Source organism: Solidesulfovibrio magneticus RS-1 (genome assembly GCF_000010665.1).
In the GTDB taxonomy this organism is placed as follows: domain Bacteria; phylum Desulfobacterota; class Desulfovibrionia; order Desulfovibrionales; family Desulfovibrionaceae; genus Solidesulfovibrio; species Solidesulfovibrio magneticus.
Window position 1 is genome coordinate 1,981,681 of record NC_012796.1, and the last position, 16,153, is coordinate 1,997,833.

Below are 16,153 nucleotides of genomic sequence, written 5' to 3' on the forward strand. Positions count from 1 at the left end.
GTCCGTCCACCGATTGCCGCCGCAGCCCTTCACCCCTTTTCCCCTTTGGGGGGTCCGGGGGCCTCAGGCCCCCGGCCGCCGGAGGCATCTTCTCTTTTCTTCTCTTCCCTCTCTACTCTCGCCTTATTCCGCCGCGTTCTCGGCGGCTTCGTCCTCGGGCTTGACTTCTGGTTCGATGTGTTCGCTCCAGTAGATGAGCCGCTGGCAGTTGGGGCAGCTCAGGATCTGGATGCCCTTTTGCAATTCGATGAACGACTGGGGCGGGATGGCGATATGGCAGCCCGAGCAGATGCCGGCGTGGACGGGCACGATGACCGGGTTTTTCAGGCGCGAGCGGATGAATTCGTAGCGCTGGAGGATGGGGCGGGGCACGGCCTGGCCGGCTTCGTTGCGGCGTAGTCCGAGTTCGTCCAGGCGGGCCTGGGCCTGCTGGATGCGGGCGTCGAGGCTTTCGCGGGCCACGACCAGTTCGCTGTCGAGTTCCTTGGCCTGGCCGTCGATGTCGGCCAGCTCCTGGTTTTGGCGGGAGAGTTCCTCGGCGACGGTGGTCTTTTCCTCTTCGCGGCCGCGGTTCTGCTTTTCCAGATTGTCCATCTCGCGCATCATGGCGTGATATTCTTTCTGGTTGCCGACCATCATCATCTTGCTTTTGCTCTTTTTGAGCCGCACGGAATCGGTTTCGATTTCGCCGTCCAGGCGTTTTTGCTGGTCGGTCAAATACTTGAGCTTGTCGCGGACGAGCTCGGCGCTGTCCTCGATGTCCTGGCGGCGCTTTTCGAGCTCAATAATCTGTTCCGGGGCCCGTTTGAGTTCATCCTGGAGCAGGACGATTTCGTCGTCGACCTTCTGCAGGACCACGAGCTGTTCGATCTGTTTCAAATACATGACTGTCTCTCCGAGTGGTTATTCGTCCCGGGCGACGTGGTCGTCCGGGCGGCAGGCGGCCATGGGGTCCCGACCAGGGAAATAGCGGACTTCGGGACCGTCAGGGCCGCATTCGGCGGCAAGTAGGGCGGCGAAACGCCGCATCATGACCTCTTCCAGGGAGAAATGCCCGACGTCGATCAGGCAGCGTCCGGCCGGCACGGCCTGGGCTTGATGGTACTTGAGATCGCCGGTGACGTAGACGTCGGCTCCGGCGGCAAAGGCCCGCAAGGCCATGTCGGCCCCGGAGCCGGGGCAGTAGGCGAGGCGGGAAATCCGGTCCGGCAGCGAGCCGGCCAGGGTGAAAAAGGCACGCGGCAGCAGTTCGCCCAGCTGCGCCAGCAGGGCCTGGGGCGCGACGGGCGAGGGCAGATCGCCGACAAGGCCGTAGCCGTAGACTTCGGCCGGCTCTGTCAGCTCCTGCACGGCCGCAAGCGCAGCCTCGGGCACGGCGGCCAGGGCGGCTGCCTGGGCTGACTGGCGCAGCCGGGGCGGGCAGACGGCTTCGATGCCGTCCGACCCCAAGGCAAAGGCCGTGACTCCGGGCAGGGCGGCCAGGGCGGCCTGCAGGGCCTCGGCGCGGCCCTTGGCGGCAAAGCGCAGGGCGAGGTGCGGCACGCGGCCGGCCGGTTCGAGGATGCGGCGTCCGGTCAGCGCCAAGGCGTCGGCCAGCCAGCCGGCCGGGCCGTCGGTGACCACGTCCAGGGACGTGTGGGCGCTGTAGAGGGTCGCCCCGCTGGTCAGGACCAGGGCCAGGACGCGGTGGTAGTCGTCGAGGCGGTCGGGCAGGCGCGGGGAAAGGGTGAGCGGATGGTGGGCCAGAACGACTTCGGCCCCCCAGTCCAGGGCCTGCTCCACCACGTCCGGCAGGGGGTCGAGGGTGACGGCGAGGCGGGTGCAAGCTTGGGCGGTTCCGGCGATCTGGACGCCGCTGCGGTCCCAGGAGGCGGCCCGGGCCGGGGCGGCCACGGCCTCGATGCGGGCGATGAGGTCGGCTACGCGCATGGGAGAACGCAAAAGGCGCTTTTTTGGGCCGTGTCGGCAAAAAAGCGCCTCTGGAGGAGCCCTTTGGCCGCCGCGCGGGCGGTGGCGGAGGGCGTATAGGAAAAAGCGACGATTGCTGTCATGGAACCTTCGTCGTGGTGGGCCCACCAGGATTCGAACCTGGGACCTGCCGGTTATGAGCCGGTGGCTCTGCCAACTGAGCTATAGGCCCATGCCGCGATAGCGAACTGGTATTGATACGCCGTGCGCCGTGACCCTGTCAAGACCTGGCCCGACCGCAACACACACGCTGGCCGCCGCGCCCATGCAGGGAGGGTCCGGGAGGGGCTTAGCCCCTCCCGGCCGCCGGAGGCATTCCTCCCCGCTTATTTGGCGTCCTTGCCGGCGCGTTCCTTCACATGGGCGATGGCGGCGCGGCCGGCCTTGGCCCCTTCGCCCACGGCCACGCTGATTTGCATGAAATGGCCCACGCAGTCGCCGGCGGCGAACACGCCCGGCACATTGGTCTTTTGCTCGTGGTCGGCCTCGATGAACGCGCCCCGGGTGGCGACGCCCAGGGTCTTGGCGAAATCCAGGGCCGATGCCTGCCCCATGGCCACGAAAAGGCCCTCGGCGGCGATTTCGGTCCCGTCCTCCAGGGTCGCGCCGGTCATGGCCGGCTGGCCGGAGAGGCGCACGATCTTGGCGGTGGAGACAATGATGCCGGCTTCGGCCAGGCTGGCGGCGAACCGCTCGTCCATGGCCGGCTCCTTGCCCTGGGTGTAGATGACGACGTCGGAGGTGAAATTGGTCAGTTCCAGGGCTTGGTTGGCGGCGTAGTTGCCTTCGCCGACCACCACCACCTTGCGGGCCCGGTAGAAAAAGCCATCGCAGCTCACGCAGTAGGACACGCCCTTGCCGTCGTAGTCGCCGATGTTGGCGATGCCGGGGCGCACCCGGTTGACGCCGGCGGCGATGACGATGGCCTCGGCCTCGATTTCCTCCTTGTCGGTGACGCAGTGGAAGCCGCCGGTCTCGGTCATGTGCACGGCCAGCACGCGTTCGCAGGCGATGCGCGCGCCAAAGCGCTGAGCCTGCTTGACGCCGCGTTCGATGAGTTCGCGGCCGGAAATGGTTTCCGGGAAGCCGAAATAGTTGTCGATGTCGTAATCTCCGGCGATTTTGGGTTCGCAGCCGGCGACGAGTGTTTCCATGCCGGCCCGGGCCGTGTAAATGGCGGCGGAAAGGCCGGCCGGGCCGGAGCCGATGACGAGACATTGGGTCTTTTGCATGTTGCCGTCTCCCTTGCCTTGCCGCGCCGCGTCGGAAAAAACCGGCTCTCGGCCGGGAGGCGTGGCGGGCATGGCCCTTGGCCGCGCCGCGTTGTCTTGGGCGCAACCCTGGCGTAGAATGCGCACTCGACGAGCGCTTGGCAAGCCCCGAGGCCAGGAAGCGCAACCCCGCAAAGGAGCCAGGCATGGCCGATACGCCGTCCATTGATCCCGTTTTGTCCCTGGAGCTCGTGCGCAGCCTCTACGAAAAAGCGCCGGTGATGCTGCATTCCCTGGATGGCCAGGGGCGGCTGCTGTCGGTCAACGCCATGTGGCGGCAGACCTTGGGCTATGGCCTGGACACGGTAGTCGGGAGGTCGTTTGGCGATTTCATGACCCCGGCCTCCCGGGCCGATTTCGAGGCCACCATGCCGCGATTCGTGCGAGACGGCCGCCTCACGGACAAGCCGTACCAACTTGTGGCCAGCGACGGGCGCGTCGTCGAGGTGTTACTTTCCGCCGTGGGCGAATACGACGTCACGGGGGACTTTCGACGCTCCTTGGCGGCGCTTGTGGATGTGACCGGGCGGCGGCAGGCCGAGGAGGCCTTGGCCAAAAGTGAGGAGCTTTTCCGGCTGGCTTTTGAAAACGCCAACGAAGGCTTGGCCATCGTGGGGCTGGATGGGCAGTTTTTGCGGGTCAACAAGGCACTGTGCCGGTTTTTCGGCTACGAGGCCGAGGCGCTGCTCGGCAAGACCGTGGGCGATCTGGCCGCCGAGGGCCACGAAGCGGTCAGCCCGCGTTTCATTTCCCTGGCCCTGGCCGGGGTGCGCGAGGAGTTTCGTTTCGAAAAGCGTTACCGCCATGCCCTGGGCGAGGAGGTCTGGGGACAGGTCTCGGCCAAGCTCGTGCGCAGCAGCGGCGGGGAGCCGCTGTATTTCATTTCCCATCTCCTGGACGTGACCGAGGCGCGCCGCACTGCGGCCCGGCTCACCCTGCACGCCAACACCCTGGAGGCCTTGCTGCGCCTGGGGCGTATGCGCGGGGCCAACCTAGCCGCCCTTGGCGAGTTCGTGCTCTCGCGGGGCGTGGCCTTGACGGCCAGCCAGAGCGGGCTTGCGGCCATGTCCGACCCGGCGACAGGCCGCTTTGCCGTGTTGGCTGCCGGCAGCGAGGCCCTGGCCGTCTTCGGGCTTGGGGAAGGGACGCGGGAATTCGAGCTACGGGACTCGCCGAGCCTGGCCATGGCCGTGGGCGACTTGCGGCCAGTGGTGTCGGACACGCCCTGCAGCCGGCTGGCCACGGCCCTTCGCGGCGACGGCCAAACGTTTATTCTGGCTGTGGCCGGCCGGGCCATGCCGTATGGCGACGACGACATCAACCGCCTCACGCTCCTTGGCGAAGGCGTGTTGCGCCACGTCAAGGAACGCCGCCGCGAGGAGGACCTGACCACGGCCAGACGCCAAGCCGAGGCGGCAAGCCAAGCCAAGAGCGGCTTTCTGGCCAACATGAGCCACGAGATCCGCACCCCCCTGTCCGGCATCATCGGACTCACCCAGATGACCCTGACCCAAAACCCCAGGCCGGAGATCCGGGAAAACCTGGAACTGATTCTTGATTCCTCCCGGTCGCTTCTGGGCATCGTCAACGATATCCTGGATTTTTCCAAAATCGAGGCCGGCAAGATGGAATTCGTGCCGGTGGACTTCGACCTGCGCGACACCCTGGATCGGACCATGAAATCGTTCCAGTTCTCGGCCCGGCAAAAGGGGCTGACCCTGGGGGTGCGCATTGATCCGCAGGTGCCGGCCATGGTCCATGGCGATCCTGACCGCATCATGCAGGTGGTGCGTAATCTGGTCGGCAACGCGCTCAAATTCACGGACCAGGGCGAGGTGGAAGTGACGTTGTCCCTGGCCCGGCCGGGCGATCCCATGCTCGTTTCGTGCAGCGTGCGCGACACCGGCATCGGCATTCCCGAGGACCGGTTGCACGAGCTTTTCCAGGTCTTTTCCCAGCTCGAATCCACCCGGGCCAAGCGCTACGGCGGCACGGGGCTGGGGCTGGCCATCAGCCGGCGACTGGTGGAGATGATGGGCGGGGCCATCGACGTGGAGAGCGTGCCGGGCCAGGGCAGCACGTTCACTTTTACCGTGTCTCTGCGCCCGGCTGCCGAGGCCGCGCCCGAACCGGCACGTCGGACCGCCGCCGCCCAGGCCGGCGGATTCGCCGGCTTGCGGGTGCTTCTGGCCGAGGACAACCAGGTCAACCGCCTTTTCCTCAAGCATTTCCTGGCCGAGGCCGGCTGTCAGGTGCGTCTGGCCGGGTCGGGCCTGCAAGCCCTGGAACTTTTGTGTCAGGAACCGGCTGACCTCGTTCTCATGGACATCCAGATGCCGGAGATGGACGGGGCCGAAGCCACCCGACGCATCCGGGAAGGCGAGGCTGGAGATGCAGCCCGGGCAATGCCGGTGGTGGCGCTGACCGCCTACAGCATGAAGGGGGACCGGGAGCGGTTCTTGTCGGTGGGGTTGGACGACTACGTGTCCAAGCCGGTGGACGTGGACGAACTGTTCATGGTCATGCGCCGGGTGTTGGCCCGTCCGGTCGAGCCGGCCAAGGCAGCCGTGACCTCCGCCGGGGTCATGGACCTTGATTATTACGAGCAGCGGGGCAAGTCGGCCTTTGCCCGGGAAATTTGCCGCATGTTCCTGGAGGAGAGTCCGCAGGTGGCGGCTTCTTTGGAAACCGCCATGCGGGAGGCGAACTGGGAGGCGGCTGGCGACGCCGCCCATACCCTGCTCGGCATGGCCGTGCCGCTGCGGGCCAGGGGGCTGACCGAAGGCGCGCGCAAGCTGCAAGAGGCCGGCCTGTCCGGCGACTCCGCAGGCTGCCGCGACGCCTGTCGGCTGGTGGTGGAGGAGTTGGGCCGGGTCCAGACGGCCATAGGCGAGTTGCTCAAGTAAACGCCACATGGCACGCCACAACAAAGCCCTCCCTGGTTTGAGCCAGGGAGGGCTTTTGCATAACTTGGAAAAAAGCATTTAAGCAGGCGACCCAATGCTGGATGGGAGTGTGATCGGTTCGGTTATTTGTAGATTCATGGATAATTCCATGTTGAGAGTCAATAATAACGACACTATAATCATTCCAATTGTACCTGCCTTGTTTTTTGTTTTTGCTTCGTTGTTTGTTTTCTTTGGGGGCTTCGTGGTGTGTGGCACTGGGTGCACTGTCTCAAGCGGTTGCGCCTGCTTAAAGGCTTTTGTGTGATTATAAAGCATTTTTTTATGAGTAAATAGGATTGTTTTATATTAAAAAAGTCGGTCGTTTATTTTAAGTTAAACGTATCCGTAGCCTCACCTCCTGCCTTGATGCAAATTTTTTCTGTCAGGGAGGGTCCGGGAGGGGCTTAGCCCCTCCCGGCCGCCGGAGGCACTCTTTTCTTTGATTATTACGCCATCTTCATGAAAAACGCCGGCCCGCCGTCGCTGCCGCCGGCCAGGCGGCGGCCGTCGGGGGACCAGACGAGGTTGGTCACGCGGTGGCTTTCCAGGGCGAACAGCGGCGCGGCCCCTTGGCGGGAGGCGCTGCCGAGGAACACCACGCCGCCGTCGAAGCCGCCGGCCACCAGGGGCAGGGCGGGGTGGGCGGCTACGGCCCCGAGCATGCCGTGCTCGAAGATGCCAAATACCGTGGCCTCGCGGGTGGCCGGATCAACGTCCGCGCCCACGGGCCAGCCGACGAAGGCGCGTTCGCCGCCGGTCCACAGGGTGCCGCCATCGCTGGAAAAGGACAGGCAGCGCACCTTGGCCGGGTAGCCTTCCAGCAGGTAGCCGGCGGACTGGGCCAGATCGTAGACGCGCACGGACTTGTCCTGGGTGGCCAGGGCCATCTTGTCGTTGTCCGGGGAGAAGACCACGGTGAGGTTGGAGCCGGCCCCTTCCAGACGGTTGCCGGGCGTGCCGGGGCGCGGCGGGGCGTAGACGGTGACGCCGTCGTAGTGGCTGGCGGCCAGGGTGCGACCGTCGGGGCTGACGGCCAGGCCGGCCACGGCGCTTTGCAGTTCCGGCAGGGGAGCCGGGGCGAAGTCGGGGCCGGGGAAGAGCACCACCTGCTTGCCCACGGCCACGGCCAGCACCCGGCCGTCGGGGCTGGCGGCGGCGTGTTCGACCCACTGGCCGGGGAAGGCGGCCAGTTCGCGGCAGCCGGTTTCCAGGGTGGTCAGGACGACCCGGCCGTCGTCGCCGCCGGTGAGAAAGCCATGGGGCGAGGCGGCCAGACACAGGGCCGCGCCGGTGTGGGGCGCGGCGAATTCAGTCTCGCCGGTCTCGGCCTCGACCAGGGCAAGGCGGCCGTCGCCCAGGGCATAGGCAATGGTTTCGCCGTCCGGGGAAAAGGAGCAAGCGGCGACGTACGCGCCGAAATCGGCCCGCATGAGGCCTTTGAGTTCCGCGTCGGGAGTAAACGTCATGGCCCTAGGCCTCCTTGGCCGCGCAACCGGCGAGGCCGTCTTCAAGGGATTTGCGGTCCAGGTCGCGGCCGATGAACACGGCCCGGCTCTGGCGGGTTTCGCCCTCGGCCCAGGGCGTGCCCCAGGCGGTTTCCAGATACATGTGCACGCCATGGAAGATAAAGCGCTGCTTGGCCCCGGCCACGGCCAGGATGCCCTTGGAGCGGTAGATGTCCTGGCCCTTGGAGGCAAGCAGCGTGCGCAGGAATTCGCCGAGCTTGTCCGGGTCCAGGGGGGCGTCCAGGGTGAAGCTTAGGGACTGGATGCCATGGTCGTGGACGTGACCGTGCTGATGGTCTTCCTCGGGCCGGTAGGGAGCCAGGCCGCCCGGGGCAGACCCGGCCGCCGGCTGGCCCAGGGGCAGGCGGCTCAAATCAAAGGCGTTGCGGTCAAGGAGCACGTCCATGGGCACCTGGCAGCGCGTGGTTTCCAGTACCTGGGCCGTGTCGTTGATCCGGGAGATGGCCTGGCGGATGTCGGCCAGCTCGGCCTCGGGCACGAGGTCGGTCTTGTTGAGCAGGATCAGGTCGCCATAGACGACCTGTTCCAGGGCCTGGCGATTTTCGGCGGCGTGGCGGCGAAAATGCAGGGCATCGACCACCGTGACCACGGAGTCGAGGCGGAAGGCGTCGCCGGTGTCCTCGTCCATGGAAAAGGTCTGGATGATGGCGGCGGGATCGGCCAGGCCGGTGGTCTCGACCAGCACGGCGTCGTAGGCTCCCCGGCGCTTGGCCAGGCCGGACAGCACGCGGATGAGGTCGCCGCGCACGGAACAGCAGATGCAGCCGTTGTTCATGAGGTAGATCTCCTCGTCGGAGGAGACCACCAAGTCGTTGTCGATGCCGATTTCGCCGAATTCGTTGACGATGACGGCGAATTTGCGGCCGTGGGCCTCGGTGAGGAGGCGATTTAACAGCGTGGTCTTGCCGGCCCCGAGAAAGCCGGTGAGCACGGTGACGGGTACGGATGCCATGAAAAACCCCCGGGGTTGGTCTACGGACCCCGGGGGGTATCACCAAATCGGCCGAAGGGCCAGTCGTCGGGAAGGGCCGGGAAGGTGTGTCTCGCCCCTTTGGGGACAGGGCATTGGGATCGTGCTGCCTGACGCCGTTCGACTGTGTCTCGGGGGAGGCGCAGCCGGCCCGGGGTCATGTCCCGAAGCGCTCAGCGCCTCCCGGGACCGGCCTAGTACGGCCGGGGTTACTGGAGCCGGCCATAGGCCAGTTCGAATTCGACCAGTTCTCGACCGCGCTCCACGGCGCGGGTTTCGGTGTTGCCGGCCACGCCGAGGTGATGGAGCAGATGTCCCTGGCCGTCGCGGATGTCGGCGGCGAAGGAGGCGCAGTAGTCGCCGCGCGGGGTCAGGTCGATGGAGAAACCCTTGTAGTCGCTATGCAGGGAGGTGTTCATGGCCTTCCTCCTTTTTGATAAGAATAGTCATTATCTTTTAATTGGCAAGTAGGAGAACGACGGCAGTAATGCCGAAAATGGCAAAAAGAACGCCGCCCCGTGGAGAGACGGAGCGGCGCATGGTCCGCGTCGGGAGAGGGGGGGCCGGCGCGGGCCAAATATCAGCCGGATTTTGCCCTCATGTGCAAAACCCCTCTCCGGAGCGTCGGGTTAGTCTTCAACTTTGCCGATGGTGGTGACGCAGCAGATTTTGTCCCAGGAGTAGTAGGTGTTGCAGGTTTCCTCGCCCTGTTTGACGGTGACGCGCACGAACTCGTCGCCGAGAAAGAGCGTGGCGGCTTCGTGGATTTTTCCTTCGTTGATCTGGATTTTCACGCCTTTACGGAGTTTTCGGGAGAGCGTCCCGTGGACTGGCGAGGAGGCGTACTCGAAAACTTTTTCGAGGGTTTGCTTCTGCATGATTTTTAGCTCCTTTTGACAAATTTCGAGAAATCTCTGTTCGGTTACCCCTTAACCCTTCTGGGGTAAAAATCAATGTCAAAATGACTGAGGCCAGGGGCAACCCGTGACTGTGAAAAAATACCATTATATGATGGCTTTGGTGTCGACTTCTCAAATAGGGTGCGATGTTGTGTCCGGCGCGAAGGCTTAGTCAGATGTTGGCAGGAAATTGTGACATTAATGACGATGCCAGTTTCGCCGTCAAATGACGTCAGAAAGCGCCAGGAAGGACCCAGGGCGGGAAAGCCGACGGAAAGCGCGGTTGGCGACAACCGACCGCCGGAATGCCGTCAAGGGGTCTGCTTGGTACGGGGCGAGCCTGGGGAGTGAGGCCGGCCGGATGGGGTGTTCGCCGGCGGCAAAGGCGTTCACCCGTCCCGCCGGGAAGGCGGGACGGGTGGTGGGAGGCGGCGGGCAACGCCAGCAGGGACGCCGGCCCAGGGGCGGCCGGAGCCGTCACGGCTCGTCGGCGAATCGCCTTGGCGTATGGTCCTCGAAGCGGCGGGCGCGGCTTGGCCGCACGCGGCGCTAGGAGGCCTTGTCTTCCGGGCGCATGGACAGCACCGGGGCCTTGGCGGTCTTGATGACCTTTTCGGCGACGGAACCGAACAGGATCTTGTCGATGCCCTTGCGGCCGTGGGTGCCCAACACAATAAGGTCCGCGCCCACTTCCTCGGCGGCGCTGACGATTTCCTCGGCGGCGTAGCCGGACACGACCCGGCCTTCCACGGGCACGCCCTTAAAAAACTCCTGCACAAAGGAATCCATGGTCTCGGACGCGCCGCTGACGATGCCGGAGACGAAATCGTCGATGTAGCTGGCCTGGACGTGGAACTCCACATACTGGGTCAGCGACGGGGCCACGTACAGGGCCACGACCTTGGCTCCCAGGGCCTCGGCCAGGGTCTTGGCGTAGGCGGCGACCTTGGGGCTGACTTCGGAAAAATCCAGGGCGCACAGAATGGTCTTGATGGCAACCATGGCGGTTCCTCGCGTGTTTGGGGTTTGGCTTGGGGACAAGCTACCACGGCGCGAAAAAATGTAAAAGGCCGCACGGGCTGGAAAAGTGCAGGAAAGAGCTCCGACGTCGGCGGGCAGGCGGCAACTGGCCGGATGCGGCGGGCGCCTGTAGGGGGATTTTAGCGGCTGGCCAGCACCCGGCGCTGGCGGATGCGCTCAATGGGATCGGCCACAAGCTTATTGAGCGCCAGGCTCGCCGCTACGGTGACGATCAGGGCGATGACCGGCAGATGGGTCCGGCCGCAGGCGTATTCCACGGCCATGATGACCGTCCAGTGGGTGATGTAGATGGGATAGGACAGCTCGCCCACGGCCCGGTCCAGGGGCAGGCGCTTGGTCAGCCGGAAGAGCAGGGGGACGGACAGGACGGTGGCCGTGTAGAGATAGAATTCCTTGACGTAAAAGCCGGGCAGGAACTGATAGCCCAGGATGGAGGCGAGGTAGAGGCCAAAGACCGTCCACAGGGCCGGCTGGGGAAAGACCACGGGTTTGAGCGCAACGTAGAGCCGGTAGGACAGGATGCCCAGGAGAAAAAAGCCGCATTCCACCGGAAAAAAGCGCTGTTTCCAAGGATCAAACGGCAGGTCGGCCAGGTAGACCAGGGCGCGCAGGCCGAAGCTCAGACCGGCCAGGGCCAGCAGCGTGCCGGTTCCCCGGCGCACGAGCCAGGGAGCAAAGGCATAAAAGACGAGTTCCAGGGACACGGTCCAGGCCTGGGGGATGAGCAGGAAAAACCAGGCCGGGGTCGGGCGGTAGAGGGCGTCGGCGGAAAACGAGAGCGTGCCGGCGTCGGTGATGTGGCTGAAAAAGAGGATGTCCTGGCCGAAGATGGTGAGGTTGGCGGCGGCCAAGAGCGCGGCCACGGCCGGGTCGAGCTTGTGCAGCCAGGTCTGCCACGGCCCCAGGAGCAAGGCGGTGTGCAGGCCGAACTTGAAGACCAGCGACACCCCAAGCGAGAGCAGGAGCACGGCCCAGTAGAGCGGAAACAGGCGCAGGAAGCGGTTGGAATAGAAAAGGCGCGTCTGGCCCGGCCCGTTGTATTTCTCGGTCAGGATGAGCGCCATATAGAAGCCCGAGATGATGAAAAAGACCTTGATGGCCATGTAGGCGTCGGTCATGACCAGACCGTAAAGGGGGCCGGTGTGGTTGATGACCACGGCGGCGGCCAGGAGAAAGCGGACCAGACCCATGAAACGGCGTCGCCTCTTTGTATTCGCGCTGCCGGCGGCAGGCTGACGTTCCAAAAAATGGCCCGCCTCTCACCGAAGCGGGCCGGTATCATAGCAAACTATCGCCTATCGTCATCTCCCCCGGCGGATCACCTCACCCCAATTGGGGTTTCCAAAGGGGCTCAGCCCCTTTGGCCGCCGGAGGCATTCTTCCTTCTCGTCTCTCACCGCAGCAATTGTCTGTTTTTATGTTGGCCTTATCCCTTCAGCGCTTTCGTCAGCTTGGCCTTGTCGTCGCTGAAGAGCTTGTAGTTGATGGCGTCTTCCATGGCCTGGAAGCTGGCTTCGATGACGTTGTGGGACACGCCCACGGTCACCCAGCGTTTGGCGGCGTCGCCGCATTCAACCAAGACGCGCACGTGGGAGGCCGTGCCGCAGCCGCCGGGTTCGCAGTCGTCGCGCTTAAGCCCCGAGAGCACCCGGACCTTGAAGTCGAGCAGCCGCATTTCGGCCAGGCGCGGGTAGAAGCCGCGCAGGGCCTTGCGGATGGCCTTGTCCAGGGCGTTGACCGGCCCCATGCCGGCGGCGGCGGTGTGCTTGATGCGCCCGCCCACCTTGATCATGACCGTGGCTTCGGTGATGGGTTCGGCCCGGTCATAGACGTTGTCGTCGAGCACCCGGTAGCGGGTGACGGTGAAGTAGCTGCGCGCCCGGCCAAGGACGCGATTTAAAAGCAGCTCGTAGGAGGCTTCGGCGGCCGAATACTCGTAACCCATGGCCTCGCGTTCCTTGATGGTGGACAAAAGCTCCAGCACGAAGGGGTCGTTCTTGTCGAGGTCGAAGCCGAATTCCCGGGCCTTGTAGAGGATGTTGGACTGGCCCGACAGGTCGGACAGCAGCACCCGGCGCGCGTTGCCCACGGTTTCCGGGGTGATGTGTTCGTAGGTACGCGGATTTTTGACCACGGCCGAGACGTGGATGCCGCCCTTGTGGGCAAAGGCGGCGTCGCCGACGTAGGGCTGGTTGGAAGGCGGGGCCTGGTTGACCATCTCGGAGACGAAGTGGGCCGTGGGGGTAATCAGCGGCAGCTTGCCCTCGGGCAGGCAGGCGATCCCGCACTTCAGCGTCAGGGACGGGATGATGGAGCACAGGTTGGCGTTGCCGCAGCGTTCGCCGTAGCCGTTTATCGTCCCCTGGACCTGGCAGGCTCCCAGGACCACGGCTTCGATGGAATTGGCCACGGCCACGCCGGAGTCGTTGTGGGCGTGGACGCCGAAGGCTACCCCGGGCAGGGCCGTGGTCACGGCCTCGACCATGCGGCGGAAGTCGCCGGGCAGGGTGCCGCCGTTGGTGTCGCATAAGACGAGCACGTCGGCTCCGGCCTCGTGGGCCTTTTTGAGAACGGCCAAGGCGTAGTCCGGGTTGGCGGTGAAGCCGTCGAAGAAGTGCTCGGCGTCGAAAAAGAGTTCCTTCACGTGGGGCCGCAGGAAGGCCAGGGAGTCGCCGACCAGCTCCAGGTTACGCGGCAGGGTGGTGCCCAGGGCCTCGGTGACGTGGATGTCCCAGGATTTGCCGAAGATGGTGACCACGGGCGCGCCGGATTCCACCAGGGCCTTCAAATTGGGGTCGGTGGCGGCCGTGCCACGGTGGGCGTGGGTGCTGCCGAAGGCGGCGATGGCCGCGTTCTTGAAGCTGTAGTTCTGGATTTCCTGGAAAAACCGCTTGTCGGTGGGGTTCGATCCGGGCCAGCCGCCTTCGATGTAGGCCACGCCGAGCTCGTCGAGCTTGAGCGCGATGCGCAGCTTGTCCTCGGTGGTGAGGCTGATGTCCTCGGCCTGGGTGCCGTCGCGAAGGGTCGTGTCGTAGATGGAAACGCGTCGCATGGTGTCGCTCGTGGGTGTCCGGGCGCGCTTTGGGGCGCGCCCGGGCGGTGCGTGCCGGCCGGGCGAACGCGGGATGCGTTTGGGCCGGCCCTGGTCGCGAAACGCAGGATTGTTTCGCGGGGGAACCTGCCTTGCCGCGTTTTCGGAAGAGGTGTCAGGCTCTTCGCGGAAAACGCGGCAATGCCGGCGTTCCGTCCTGGTCAGCGTCGTCGGGGCTGACCGGGCGGGCGCTAGCAGGCCGGGGTGGGAGCCTGGGATAGCCCGAAGGCGTCGTGCAGGGTCCGAACGGCCAGTTCGAGGTACTTTTCCTCGATGAGGCAGGTAATCTTAATTTCGGAGGTGGCGATCATGAGGATGTTGATGTTCTCCTTTTTCAGGATCGTGAACATCATGGAGGCGACCCCGGAGTGGCTGCGCATGCCCACGCCAATGACCGAGACCTTGCAGACGTTGGTGTCGTGCTGGATCTCGGCCGCGCCGATCTCGGGCTTGAGCTTTTCGAGAATGGCCAGGGTCTTGTCGAGGTTGCCCCGGGAGATGGTGAAGGTCATGTCTGTGCGGCCTTCGCGTCCGGTGTTCTGGATGATCATGTCGACCAGGATGCCGGCTTCGGCGATGGGGGCGAAGATGGCGGCGGCGACGCCCGGGCGGTCCATGACGTTGCGCACCGTGATGCGGCACTGGTCCTTGTCGTAGGCGATGCCCGAAACCAGGACGTCTTCCATTTCCGTATCCTCCAAAGTGACCAGGGTGCCGGGATCGTCGGTGAACGTCGAGCGGACGCGGACCGGCACGTTGAATTTCTTGGCGAACTCCACCGAACGGATTTGCAGGACCTTGGCCCCCATGCTGGAGAATTCCAGCATCTCGTCATAGGAGATGCGGTCGAGCTTGCGGGCGTTGCTGCACAGGTTGGGGTCGGTGGTGTAGACGCCGTTGACGTCGGTGTAGATCTCGCAGACCTCGGCCTCCAGGGCGGCGGCCAGAGCCACGCCCGTGGTGTCCGAGCCACCACGGCCGAGCGTCGTCAGACGGCCCAGGCAGTCCACGCCCTGGAAGCCGGCCACCACCAGCACGTCGTAATCCTCCAGCAGGCCGCGCAGACGCTGGGTGTCGATGTCCATGATGCGGGCGCGGCAGAAATTGGAATTGGTGGTGATGGGAATCTGGAACCCGAGCAGCGACCGGGCGCGCAGTCCGGCGTCCTTGCACAACATGGCGAATAGCGCCACGGACGCCTGTTCGCCGGTGGTGACCAGCACGTCGAGTTCGGCCGGATCGGGATTGGGGGAAAATTCCTTGGCCATGTCGAGGAGCCGGTTGGTCTCGCCGGACATGGCCGAGAGGGCCACGACGACCTTGAAGCCCTCTTGATGGGCCTTCTGGATGCGGGCCAGGACCAGGCGCATGCGCTCCAGGCCCTTGACCGACGTGCCGCCGTATTTTTGCACCATAATCCGCATGGAAGCCTCCGATGATTCGGGAAAAGCGTCCTTGCCCGGCCTGCTAGCGGTCAAGCAGGTTCGGACAGGCCGCGATCAAGGCGGTCAGGGCCGCCGCGCCCCGCCGCCCGTGGGCAGTCAATTCGCACAGCCTCCCCGAGGGGACCGGCAGCCAGTCGCATTCCAGGCGATCCGGCGGCGCAAGCGCCCGGGACAGATGCTGCGCCCATTCCACGACCGCCACGGCCTGGTTTTCCAAAGCCGCTTCCAGGTGCTCCTCCACGCAGGGATCGCCGCCGGGAATCCGGTAGAGATCGACGTGGAACACCTCGGGCCGGGTCGGGTAGACATTGACGATATTGAAACTTGGACTGGCCACCTCGGCCTCGTCGCCGCCGGGCAACGCCCCGGCCAGTCCCCGGACGAGGGTGGTTTTGCCTGATCCGAGGTCGCCGCGCAAGAGCAGGGCGGCCCGGGTGGCCGGGTTGGCCAGGATTTCGGCCAAAATACGGCCGAGTTCCAGTGTGGCCGCCTCGTCCGGCAGCCGCAGGCGCGCTGGTTGGCTGGGGTCCATGTCCCGGGCTACTTTTTGAGCAGCGTGCCCAGGATGTCGCGCATGCCGATGATGCCGACGATGGCGTCGCCGGAGACGACCGGAATGGTGTGGTAGCCCTTTTCGGTCATGAGCGTGGCCACTTCGTCGATAAGCGTTTCCGGGGTCACGGTGACCGGTTTGGCGGTCATGGCGTGAAACGCGGTCAGGGCCGACATCTTTTCCACTTCCCGGTCCAGGTCCTTCATGGAACCCAGGGGAATGAAACCGTCGAGCAGGGAGAACACCGAGGGCAGGGACAGCTTTTTTTGCTGGGCCACCAGATCGGCCTGGCAGAGAATGCCGGTCAGTTTGCCGGCGGCGTTGACCACGGGCACGCCGTTGTAGCCCTTTTCAAAAAGCAGCGTGGCGGCGGCGGTGATGTCCGTGTCTTCGTTGATGGTGACGACGTTTGCGGTCATCACGTCCTTGGCTGTGAGCATC

The 16,153-nt window shown here is 64.9% G+C and carries 14 protein-coding genes and 1 tRNA gene; 1 reads left to right on the top strand and 14 read right to left on the bottom strand.

Features of this window, described 5'->3' with window-relative positions:
* Positions 1-123 precede the first annotated feature (123 nt).
* The 4 genes from DMR_RS08350 to DMR_RS08365 form a co-directional block, all read right to left on the bottom strand.
* Positions 124-885 (bottom strand): zinc ribbon domain-containing protein, encoded by a 762-nt coding sequence (locus DMR_RS08350; RefSeq protein ID WP_015860468.1) that lies wholly within the window; start codon positions 883-885, stop codon positions 124-126.
* Between the two features lie 18 nt (positions 886-903).
* Complete coding sequence (locus DMR_RS08355; protein WP_015860469.1) at positions 904-1,929, bottom strand: Nif3-like dinuclear metal center hexameric protein; 1,026 nt, start codon at positions 1,927-1,929, stop codon at positions 904-906.
* Between the two features lie 135 nt (positions 1,930-2,064).
* Positions 2,065-2,140 (bottom strand) — tRNA-Ile (locus tag DMR_RS08360).
* A gap of 154 nt (positions 2,141-2,294) precedes the next feature.
* The gene (locus DMR_RS08365) at positions 2,295-3,200 is read right to left on the bottom strand and encodes an NAD(P)/FAD-dependent oxidoreductase (RefSeq protein WP_043600331.1); all 906 of its coding nucleotides are present in this window, start codon (positions 3,198-3,200) and stop codon (positions 2,295-2,297) included.
* A gap of 185 nt (positions 3,201-3,385) precedes the next feature.
* Between DMR_RS08365 and DMR_RS08370 the strand changes: the two genes are divergently transcribed.
* Positions 3,386-6,145 (top strand): PAS domain S-box protein, encoded by a 2,760-nt coding sequence (locus DMR_RS08370; protein ID WP_015860471.1) that lies wholly within the window; start codon positions 3,386-3,388, stop codon positions 6,143-6,145.
* A gap of 488 nt (positions 6,146-6,633) precedes the next feature.
* Here the strand turns inward: DMR_RS08370 and DMR_RS08375 are convergent, their stop codons facing one another.
* The 10 genes from DMR_RS08375 to DMR_RS08420 form a co-directional block, all read right to left on the bottom strand.
* Positions 6,634-7,653, bottom strand: a complete 1,020-nt coding sequence (locus DMR_RS08375) for a WD40 repeat domain-containing protein (RefSeq protein WP_043600333.1) — start codon at positions 7,651-7,653, stop codon at positions 6,634-6,636.
* A gap of 4 nt (positions 7,654-7,657) precedes the next feature.
* Positions 7,658-8,665: a CobW family GTP-binding protein gene (locus DMR_RS08380; protein ID WP_015860473.1), complete on the bottom strand. Its 1,008-nt coding sequence runs from the start codon at positions 8,663-8,665 to the stop codon at positions 7,658-7,660.
* A 227-nt stretch (positions 8,666-8,892) separates the two neighbouring features.
* On the bottom strand, positions 8,893-9,102 hold the full coding sequence (locus DMR_RS08385) for a hypothetical protein (protein WP_015860474.1): 210 nt from the start codon (positions 9,100-9,102) through the stop codon (positions 8,893-8,895).
* A 210-nt stretch (positions 9,103-9,312) separates the two neighbouring features.
* Entirely contained in the window at positions 9,313-9,561 is a 249-nt protein-coding gene (locus tag DMR_RS08390) for a hypothetical protein (protein ID WP_015860475.1), read from the bottom strand.
* Between the two features lie 570 nt (positions 9,562-10,131).
* Positions 10,132-10,584 carry a universal stress protein gene (locus DMR_RS08395; protein ID WP_015860476.1) on the bottom strand — a complete coding sequence of 151 codons (453 nt, stop codon included), beginning with the start codon at positions 10,582-10,584 and terminating at the stop codon, positions 10,132-10,134.
* A gap of 158 nt (positions 10,585-10,742) precedes the next feature.
* Complete coding sequence (locus tag DMR_RS08400) at positions 10,743-11,813, bottom strand: acyltransferase family protein (protein WP_043600336.1); 1,071 nt, start codon at positions 11,811-11,813, stop codon at positions 10,743-10,745.
* Positions 11,814-12,049: 236 nt separating this feature from the next.
* Positions 12,050-13,675, bottom strand: coding sequence for a citramalate synthase (gene cimA / locus DMR_RS08405; protein ID WP_015860478.1), 1,626 nt, complete (start codon positions 13,673-13,675; stop codon positions 12,050-12,052).
* Between the two features lie 230 nt (positions 13,676-13,905).
* Positions 13,906-15,138, bottom strand: a complete 1,233-nt coding sequence (locus DMR_RS08410) for an aspartate kinase (RefSeq protein ID WP_015860479.1) — start codon at positions 15,136-15,138, stop codon at positions 13,906-13,908.
* Between the two features lie 43 nt (positions 15,139-15,181).
* Positions 15,182-15,691 carry a tRNA (adenosine(37)-N6)-threonylcarbamoyltransferase complex ATPase subunit type 1 TsaE gene (tsaE, locus tag DMR_RS08415; RefSeq protein ID WP_015860480.1) on the bottom strand — a complete coding sequence of 170 codons (510 nt, stop codon included), beginning with the start codon at positions 15,689-15,691 and terminating at the stop codon, positions 15,182-15,184.
* Between the two features lie 8 nt (positions 15,692-15,699).
* Positions 15,700-16,152 (bottom strand): CBS domain-containing protein, encoded by a 453-nt coding sequence (locus DMR_RS08420; RefSeq protein ID WP_015860481.1) that lies wholly within the window; start codon positions 16,150-16,152, stop codon positions 15,700-15,702.
* Position 16,153: the final 1 nt, after the last annotated feature.

Coding starts and splice junctions, on each gene's coding strand:
- DMR_RS08370 (WP_015860471.1), top strand. CDS start 3,386: ATGGCCGATACGCCGTCCATTGATCCCGTTTTGTCCCTGGAGCTCGTG.
- tsaE (WP_015860480.1), bottom strand. CDS start 15,691: ATGGACCCCAGCCAACCAGCGCGCCTGCGGCTGCCGGACGAGGCGGCC.
- DMR_RS08385 (WP_015860474.1), bottom strand. CDS start 9,102: ATGAACACCTCCCTGCATAGCGACTACAAGGGTTTCTCCATCGACCTG.
- DMR_RS08350 (WP_015860468.1), bottom strand. CDS start 885: ATGTATTTGAAACAGATCGAACAGCTCGTGGTCCTGCAGAAGGTCGAC.
- DMR_RS08420 (WP_015860481.1), bottom strand. CDS start 16,152: ATGCTCACAGCCAAGGACGTGATGACCGCAAACGTCGTCACCATCAAC.
- DMR_RS08390 (WP_015860475.1), bottom strand. CDS start 9,561: ATGCAGAAGCAAACCCTCGAAAAAGTTTTCGAGTACGCCTCCTCGCCA.
- DMR_RS08400 (WP_043600336.1), bottom strand. CDS start 11,813: ATGGGTCTGGTCCGCTTTCTCCTGGCCGCCGCCGTGGTCATCAACCAC.
- DMR_RS08410 (WP_015860479.1), bottom strand. CDS start 15,138: ATGCGGATTATGGTGCAAAAATACGGCGGCACGTCGGTCAAGGGCCTG.
- DMR_RS08365 (WP_043600331.1), bottom strand. CDS start 3,200: ATGCAAAAGACCCAATGTCTCGTCATCGGCTCCGGCCCGGCCGGCCTT.
- DMR_RS08380 (WP_015860473.1), bottom strand. CDS start 8,665: ATGGCATCCGTACCCGTCACCGTGCTCACCGGCTTTCTCGGGGCCGGC.
- DMR_RS08355 (WP_015860469.1), bottom strand. CDS start 1,929: ATGCGCGTAGCCGACCTCATCGCCCGCATCGAGGCCGTGGCCGCCCCG.
- cimA (WP_015860478.1), bottom strand. CDS start 13,675: ATGCGACGCGTTTCCATCTACGACACGACCCTTCGCGACGGCACCCAG.
- DMR_RS08395 (WP_015860476.1), bottom strand. CDS start 10,584: ATGGTTGCCATCAAGACCATTCTGTGCGCCCTGGATTTTTCCGAAGTC.
- DMR_RS08375 (WP_043600333.1), bottom strand. CDS start 7,653: ATGACGTTTACTCCCGACGCGGAACTCAAAGGCCTCATGCGGGCCGAT.